General features: G+C 66.3%; 9 protein-coding genes. All 9 read left to right on the forward strand.

The window, feature by feature from the left end:
• The first annotated feature begins 2 nt into the window (after window positions 1-2).
• The 9 genes from QM569_RS16105 (at window position 3) to QM569_RS16145 (ending at window position 7,093) form a co-directional block, all read left to right on the forward strand.
• Window positions 3-1,007 carry a branched-chain amino acid ABC transporter permease gene (locus tag QM569_RS16105; RefSeq protein ID WP_414988248.1) on the forward strand — a complete coding sequence of 335 codons (1,005 nt, stop codon included), beginning with the start codon at window positions 3-5 and terminating at the stop codon, window positions 1,005-1,007.
• Window positions 1,000-1,764, forward strand: coding sequence for an ABC transporter ATP-binding protein (locus QM569_RS16110; RefSeq protein WP_414988249.1), 765 nt, complete (start codon window positions 1,000-1,002; stop codon window positions 1,762-1,764). The genes QM569_RS16105 and QM569_RS16110 overlap by 8 nt, the downstream gene beginning before the upstream one ends.
• Window positions 1,751-2,458, forward strand: coding sequence for an ABC transporter ATP-binding protein (locus QM569_RS16115; RefSeq protein ID WP_414988250.1), 708 nt, complete (start codon window positions 1,751-1,753; stop codon window positions 2,456-2,458). Before QM569_RS16110 ends, QM569_RS16115 begins: the two co-directional genes overlap by 14 nt.
• Before the next feature lie 59 nt (window positions 2,459-2,517).
• Window positions 2,518-3,690, forward strand: coding sequence for an ABC transporter substrate-binding protein (locus QM569_RS16120; protein WP_414988251.1), 1,173 nt, complete (start codon window positions 2,518-2,520; stop codon window positions 3,688-3,690).
• A 56-nt stretch (window positions 3,691-3,746) separates the two neighbouring features.
• On the forward strand, window positions 3,747-4,688 hold the full coding sequence (gene ttcA, locus QM569_RS16125) for a tRNA 2-thiocytidine(32) synthetase TtcA (protein ID WP_414988252.1): 942 nt from the start codon (window positions 3,747-3,749) through the stop codon (window positions 4,686-4,688).
• 54 nt (window positions 4,689-4,742) lie between these two features.
• The gene (locus tag QM569_RS16130) at window positions 4,743-5,357 is read left to right on the forward strand and encodes a DUF4136 domain-containing protein (protein ID WP_414988253.1); all 615 of its coding nucleotides are present in this window, start codon (window positions 4,743-4,745) and stop codon (window positions 5,355-5,357) included.
• A 9-nt stretch (window positions 5,358-5,366) separates the two neighbouring features.
• On the forward strand, window positions 5,367-6,008 hold the full coding sequence (locus QM569_RS16135) for a histidine phosphatase family protein (protein ID WP_414988254.1): 642 nt from the start codon (window positions 5,367-5,369) through the stop codon (window positions 6,006-6,008).
• A gap of 42 nt (window positions 6,009-6,050) precedes the next feature.
• On the forward strand, window positions 6,051-6,350 hold the full coding sequence (locus QM569_RS16140; RefSeq protein WP_414988255.1) for a DUF2188 domain-containing protein: 300 nt from the start codon (window positions 6,051-6,053) through the stop codon (window positions 6,348-6,350).
• A gap of 389 nt (window positions 6,351-6,739) precedes the next feature.
• Entirely contained in the window at window positions 6,740-7,093 is a 354-nt protein-coding gene (locus tag QM569_RS16145) for an Arm DNA-binding domain-containing protein (RefSeq protein ID WP_414988256.1), read from the forward strand.
• Window positions 7,094-7,183: the final 90 nt, after the last annotated feature.

Raw genomic sequence — 7,183 nt, forward strand, 5'->3', positions numbered from 1 at the left:
TCATGCAAATGCTTGAAGGACGCCTGGGCTGGGCGCTGCTGTTCGCCGCCGGCCTGCTGTTCCCGTTCGTCACGGGCAACGACTACCACCTGACGGTGATGACCACCGCCTACATCTACATCATCGCGACGATGGGGCTGAACCTGATCACCGGCTACACCGGCCAGTTCAACCTGGCGCACGCGGGCTTCATGGCCGTAGGCGCCTACGTGGTGGGCATCCTCACGGTGGATCACGGCTGGGGCTTCTGGACGGCGTTCGTCGCTGCGGGCGCCTTCACCGTGCTGCTGGGCCTGCCGCTGGGCTGGGTCTCGCTGCGCCTGAAGGGCCACTACTTCTCCATCTTCACGATGTGCGTGGGCTACATCATCTACCTGGCCATCGAGAAGTGGGAAAGCCTCACGCACGGCACGGTGGGCATCATCGGCATTCCGGCGCCCTCGCCCATCGGGCCGATCGAGTTCGAATCCGCGCGTTCGCTGTACTACCTGGTATTCGTGTTCCTGTGCGTGGGCATCTGGGTCATGCGGCGCATCGTCAACTCGCTGCTGGGCCGCACTTTCATGGCCATCCGCAACGGCGACGAACTGGCCGAGGCGCTGGGCATCAACCTGGCGCGCAACAAGCTGCTGGCCTTTCTGATCTCTGTGCTGTACGCCGGTTGGGCCGGCGCGCTGTACGCCGGCTTCGTGCGCTTCCTGGGCCCGGACCTCGCCGGCGCGCACCACACCTTCGACATGACGATGTTCATGCTCATCGGCGGCCTGGGCACGCTGCTGGGGCCGCTGGTGGGCGGCATCATCGTGCCGTGGATCACGCAGTACATGCAGTTCTTGCAGGAATACCGCTTCGTGGTGTTCGGCCCCATCCTGATCCTGCTGGTGATCTTCGTGCCCTACGGCATCGTCGGCAGCTACCAGGCCCGCAAGGCCAGGCGCGCATCGCAGGCCGTGCCCGCACAACCGCCCGGCGCAACCGACAAGACCCAGGAGTCCACCCATGCTTAAGGTCGAGCACCTCACCAAGAAATTCGGGGGCAACGTCGCTGTCAACGACGTGAGCACCACGGTCGAGCGCGGCAAGATCAACGCCATCATCGGCCCCAACGGCGCCGGCAAGACGACGTTCTTCAACCTCATCAGCGGCGTACACAAGCCGACCTCGGGCACGCTGACCTTCGAGGGCCGAGACATCACCACGCTGCGCACCGACCAGGTGGCGGCCTTGCGCATCTCGCGCACCTTCCAGGCCACCACGCTGTTCGACATGGCCAGCGTGCTGGACAACCTGATCGTCGGCCACCGGCTGCGCACGCGCTCCGGGCTGTGGGACGTGCTGATCGGCTCCAGCCGCCTGAAGGAGGAGGAGCGCATCTGCCGCGAGAAGGCGCGCGATGCACTCAACTTCGTCGGCCTGTCGCACATGGAGAACCGCATGGCCGGCGACATCACGCAGGAGCAGCGCAAGCGCGTGGCGTTCGCGCTGGCGCTGGCGACCGAGCCCACCCTGGTGCTGCTCGACGAGCCGGCCGGCGGCGTCAACCCCGAGGAGACCTGGGGCCTGGCCGACCTGATCCGCAAGATGGTCAAGAGCGGCCTCACCGTGTGCCTGATCGAGCACAAGATGGACATGATCATGAGCCTGGCCGACAAGATCCTGGTCCTGAGCTACGGCGAGAAGATCGCCGAGGGCACGCCGGCCGAGATCCGCAGCAATCCGGCGGTGATCGACGCCTACCTGGGAGCCGAACATGCTGACGTTTAAAGACCTGTCGCTCTACTATGGGGGCTTTCGCGCGTTGGAAGACGTGACCCTGCATGCCGAGGACGGCGAGCTGGTCGTGCTGCTGGGCGCCAACGGCGCGGGCAAGAGCTCGGTGTTCCGCGCCGCCAGCGGCCTGCACAAGGCCACGGGCAGCATCCGCTTCGGCGGCAGCACCGAGCTGCTGGGCATGAAGCCCTCGCAGATCGTGCGCCAGGGCCTCGTGCAGTGCCCCGAGGGCCGCAAGCTGTTTCCGATGATGTCGGTCCACAAGAACCTGATGCTGGGCGCCTTCGTGCATTCGTCCGACTCGGCGGGCAACAAGAAGCGGGTGGACCAGGTGTACGAGATGTTCCCCATCCTGCTGCAGAAGAAGGACGACCCGGCGGGCTCGCTCTCCGGCGGCCAGCAGCAGATGGTGGCCATCGGCCGCGCGCTCATGGGCCGACCCAAGGTGCTGATGCTCGACGAGCCCTCGCTCGGCCTGGCGCCGCTGGTGGTCAAGCAGATGTTCGAGATCATCCAGCAGATCAACCGCTCGGGAACCACCGTGCTGCTGGCAGAACAAAACGCCTACGCCGCGCTGAAGGTGTCCAACCGCGCCTACGTGATGGAGCGCGGCCGCATCGTGATGGAAGGCAGTAGCCAGCAACTGCTGGGCGACGAGCGCATCCGCAAGGCGTATATCGGCGGCTGACAGGCTGCCACGACGCGCGCCATTTTTCGACAGTTCCTATACAACCCAAGGAGATACACATGCACAAGACGCGACGCAACACCATCCTGGCAACGCTGGCCCTGGCCGGCTTCACGCTGGCGCCCGTGGCCGCCCTGGCCCAGGACGTGATCAAGATCGGCTACTCCGGCCCGCTGTCCGGCGGCGCCGCGCTGTACGGCAAGAACGTGCTGGACGGCATGCAGATGGCCGTGGAAGAAATCAACGCCACCGGCCTGGAAGTGGGCGGCAAGAAGGTCAAGCTCGAAGTCGTCGCACTGGACGACAAGTACAACCCCAGTGAAACCGCCATCAACGCCCAGCGCCTGGTGCAGGAGCACAAGGCCGCTGCGGTGCTGGTGCCCCACTCAGGTGGCATCTTCGCCGTGCAGACCAGCAACGAGCGGCAGAACCTGCTGCTGCTGGCCTACTCCAGCGTGCCGCAGATCACCAACCGCGGCAACAAGCTCACGCTTCGCATTCCGCCCGAATTCACCGACTACATCGAGCCCTTCACCAAGTACACGATGGCCAAGTGGGGCAAGAACGTGGGCCTGGCCCCCGCCGACCATGATTACGCCAAGGTGTGGGTGGCCGCCTTCAAGCCCGCCTGGGAAAAGGCCGGCGGCAAGGTCGTGTCCGAGAACCCCATGAGCTACAACAAGGCGGCCGACTTCTACAGCGGCGTCAGCAAGGTGCTGGCCTCCAAGCCCGACGTGATGTTCATCGGCGGCGCCTCCGAGCCCACGGGCCTGGTGGTCAAGCAGGCGCGCGAGCTGGGCTTCAAGGGCGGCTTCATCCTGATCGACCAAGCCAAGGCCGACGAAGTGGCCAAGGTCACGGGCGGCTACGCTGCGCTGGAAGGCTCCATCGGCGTGCTGCCGGTGGTGGACGATCCGGATGCCAACACCAAGGCGTTCGTGCAGCGCTACCGCAAGACGCATCCGGGCAAGGACCCGTCTTCCGAGGTCACGCTCAACTACATCACCATCCACGCGCTGGCGCAGGCGATGAAGCTCGCCGGTTCCACCAACGACGCCAAGGCCGTCCGCGCCCAACTCGACAAGGCTTTCAAGGGGCTGCCCCCCACGATCAACTTCCACGGATTCAAGGGCGTGGACGACAAGGGCGGCACGGCCTTCGACATGCGCCTGGCCGTGATCGAAGGCGGCAAGGTGCGCGAAGTGACCACCAACGAGCTGATGAAGAAGTAGCCCACGCAGTGCCCGCCGACGCTCGCGGCGGACAATTGGAGGAAAATCGCGGTCCTATGACCGCGATTTTTTTTGACCCGCCCGATGCCGGAACCTCCGGCGCCCCGCACGCCGCAGTGAAAATCGAGCGCGAAACCCACAAGCTCGAAAAGCGCCTGTGCCGCGAGGTGGGCCGCGCGATCGTGGACTTCAACATGATCGAGGAAGGCGACAAGGTGATGGTGTGCATGTCCGGCGGCAAGGACAGCTACGCGCTGCTGGACATCCTGCAAAAGCTCAAGGCCCGCGCACCCATCCACTTCGACCTGGTGGCCGTGAACCTGGACCAGAAGCAGCCCGGCTTTCCCGAGCACGTGCTGCCCGAATACCTGAGCAGCACCGGCGTGCCTTTCCACATCGAGAACGAGGACACCTACAGCATCGTCAAGCGCCTGATCCCCGAGGGCAAGACCACGTGCAGCCTGTGCAGCCGCCTGCGCCGGGGCATCCTGTACCGCGTGGCCGACGAGCTGGGCGCCACCAAGATCGCGCTGGGCCACCACCGCGACGACATCCTGCAGACGCTGCTGCTCAACATGTTCTTCGGCGGCAAGATGAAGAGCATGCCCCCGAAGCTGGTCAGCGACGACGGCCGCCACGTCGTCATTCGCCCGCTGGCCTACGTGCCCGAGAAGGACACGGCGCGCTGGGCGCAGCACCGGCAGTTCCCCATCATCCCGTGCAACCTGTGCGGCAGCCAGGAGAACCTGCAGCGCAAGCAGGTGGGCGAGATGCTGCGCGAGTGGGAGAAAAAGTACCCGGGCCGCATCGAGAACATGTTCAACGCGCTGCAGAACGTGGTGCCCTCGCACCTGCTGGACGGCGGGCTGTACGACTTCAAGAACGCCCGCGCCACGGGCGTGGCGGACGAGAACGGCGACAAGGCGTTCGACAAGGAAGAGTTTGCGGCGCCGCAGCCTGCGCCGCTGCCGGGCGTGCAGATCGTGCAACTGTCTTGAACTCGCGCGGCGTGCGGCAGTCCTAGAAAGATTCCCATCATCAGGAGCTTTTCCATGACACGCCGCTGGCTTGCCCTCCTCCTTCTTGGCACGGCCCTGCTGGCGGGCTGCAGCACCGGCCCCCGCATCGTCGAAGGCCAGGTCCAGAGCTTCTCCACCCTGGCTGCCCTGCCCGCGCCCGCCACCTACCGGCTGGAGCGCCTGCCCTCGCAGCAGTTGCCGTCGTTCGCGCCCATCGCCGCACTGGCCGAGCAGGCCCTGGCCCGCGCGGGCCTCACGCGTGACGATGCCAACCCCCGTCTGCTGGTGCAGATCGGCGTGCAGGCCGACGCCGTGCCGCGCGCCGACCCGTTCGCCCCCTATGGCCCTTATGGTGGCCCCTATGGCGGCCTCTGGGGCTTCGGCGGCGGCTGGCACGGACGCGGCTGGGGCCTGCACGGCGGCTGGGGCTTCTATGCGCCCACGCCGCTGCACCGCCGCGCCGTCAGCATCACGATGCGCGACGCGACGAGCCAGACCGTGGTCTATGAGACATCCGCCGTACACGAGGACGTGTGGGTCAGCGACCCCGCCGTGTATGGCGTGCTGTTCGACGCCGCGCTGAACGGCTTTCCCAAGCCCCCGCCCGGCGGGCGCGAAGTGCGCCTGCCATTGCCCGCACAGCCCTGACCCCGCCCCATGCACGCCACTCGCATCGTCGCCATCCGCCACGGCGAAACCGCCTGGAATGTCGATACCCGCATCCAGGGCCACCTGGACATTCCCCTCAACGACACCGGCCTGTGGCAGGCCGAGCGCGTTGCCCAGGCCCTGGCAGACGAGGCCATCGCCGCCATCTACGCCAGCGACCTGCAACGCGCCCGCGCCACCGCCCTGGCCGTGGCGCGCACGACGGGCGCCCCGCTCACGCCCGAGCCCGGCCTGCGCGAGCGCAGCTTCGGCCACTTCCAGGGCCGCACCTTCGCCGAGATCGAAGCCGAACTGCCCGACGAGGCCCGCCGCTGGCGCACGCGCGACCCGCACTACGCGCCCGAGGGCGGCGAGTCGCTGGTGGCGCTGCGCGAGCGCATCGCCCACACCGTCACCACGCTGGCCGCCCGCCACCCCGGCGAGCAGATCGTGCTGGTCGCCCATGGCGGCGTGCTCGACGTGCTGTACCGCCTGGCCACGCGCCAGGACATCCAGGCGCCACGCACCTGGCAGCTCGCCAACGCCGCCATCAACCGCCTGCTGTGGACGCCCGACGGCCTGACGCTGGTGGGCTGGGCGGACACGCAGCACCTGGACGGCGCGGCGCGCGATGAAGCCCATGCGGGTTGATGCCGGGGTCGCCCCCATCTGGTTTCGGACAACACTGGCGCCATGGACCCCATTGCGTCATCCGACCTCAAGACCATCCTGCACTCCAAGCGGGCCAACATCTACTACCTGGAACACTGCCGCGTCCTCGTTAACGGCGGCAGGGTCGAATACGTGACCGATGCAGGCAAGCGCAGCCTGTACTGGAACATCACCTCCGTCCACGACACGCAGCAGCAGGCGATTGACCGTGCGCGGGACATCGCCATCAACCAGCAGAGCGAGATGTTCATCCAAGGTCGTTACGGCCAGATCCGTGAGCGCAACAGCTACGGTGACGACCTGTTCCCGCGCAAGGGCTGACGTGGAGGCTGGCCCCGCGAGTTTGCTCGGGCAATCTGGAACAGCAAACCCGCGAGCCAACCATTCCCATCGACACACGCACAAGCCATTGACGAAAACTGCCGTCTGCGTGTGCCACGGCGAAAAAGTTGGCGCAGGTTTCGAGAGAAGATAGGGCGGAACAGGGGCGAACCGTGCGGGTCATGCCGCCCGTGCCCAGCACGGCTGGCACACGCAGAACGGCGCGGAGGTCCGCGCGGTGTGCGGACTCCACAAAAGAAAACGCCCAACCGAGAACGGTTGGGCGCTGAATAATGGTGGCTGGGACTCTACCGAATCATGCCCGGGAACCCGCATGAATCCTAGGTTTCACCCTTGTGGCCTGATTCGGTTACTGTAAAAGTTACTGCATGATCGCGTCGCTGCCCCCTCTTTCAGATACCGCCATCCGCAACGTGAAGCCCGGCGACCCGCGCAAGCGGTTGACCGATGGCAAGGGCCTGTACCTGCTGCTGTTCGTCAAGGGCGGTTCCCACGGCTGGCGGTTGGACTACACCATCAACGGGCGGCGCAAGACGCTGTCCCTTGGAACCTACCCCGACACGGGCCTGAAGCTGGCCCGCGAGAAAGCCGACGAGGCCCGCCGCCTGGTGGCCGCAGGCACCGACCCCAGCGACAAGCGCAAGGCCACCAAGGCCCAAGCCGTGCAAGCGCGCCAGGCCGAAGCCATGAGACACCCTGTGTCAACCCCCCCGCAGTTTTGAGAAGAGTTTGGAGGGCTGCATGGCGAGCCGGATCGTAGGGTGTTCGCTCGGTCCAGGCGCGCCAGATGACACGCACCCAGGCGCGGCACA

Origin of the sequence: Acidovorax sp., assembly GCF_047607405.1 — a bacterium.
GTDB lineage: Bacteria > Pseudomonadota > Gammaproteobacteria > Burkholderiales > Burkholderiaceae_C > Acidovorax.

Excerpts from the sequence above, each read along its gene's own strand:
- QM569_RS16145 (WP_414988256.1), top strand. The coding sequence starts at position 6,740 with ATGATCGCGTCGCTGCCCCCTCTTTCAGATACCGCCATCCGCAACGTG.
- QM569_RS16105 (WP_414988248.1), top strand. The coding sequence starts at position 3 with ATGCAAATGCTTGAAGGACGCCTGGGCTGGGCGCTGCTGTTCGCCGCC.
- QM569_RS16130 (WP_414988253.1), top strand. The coding sequence starts at position 4,743 with ATGACACGCCGCTGGCTTGCCCTCCTCCTTCTTGGCACGGCCCTGCTG.
- QM569_RS16120 (WP_414988251.1), top strand. The coding sequence starts at position 2,518 with ATGCACAAGACGCGACGCAACACCATCCTGGCAACGCTGGCCCTGGCC.
- QM569_RS16140 (WP_414988255.1), top strand. The coding sequence starts at position 6,051 with ATGGACCCCATTGCGTCATCCGACCTCAAGACCATCCTGCACTCCAAG.
- QM569_RS16135 (WP_414988254.1), top strand. The coding sequence starts at position 5,367 with ATGCACGCCACTCGCATCGTCGCCATCCGCCACGGCGAAACCGCCTGG.
- QM569_RS16115 (WP_414988250.1), top strand. The coding sequence starts at position 1,751 with ATGCTGACGTTTAAAGACCTGTCGCTCTACTATGGGGGCTTTCGCGCG.
- ttcA (WP_414988252.1), top strand. The coding sequence starts at position 3,747 with ATGACCGCGATTTTTTTTGACCCGCCCGATGCCGGAACCTCCGGCGCC.
- QM569_RS16110 (WP_414988249.1), top strand. The coding sequence starts at position 1,000 with ATGCTTAAGGTCGAGCACCTCACCAAGAAATTCGGGGGCAACGTCGCT.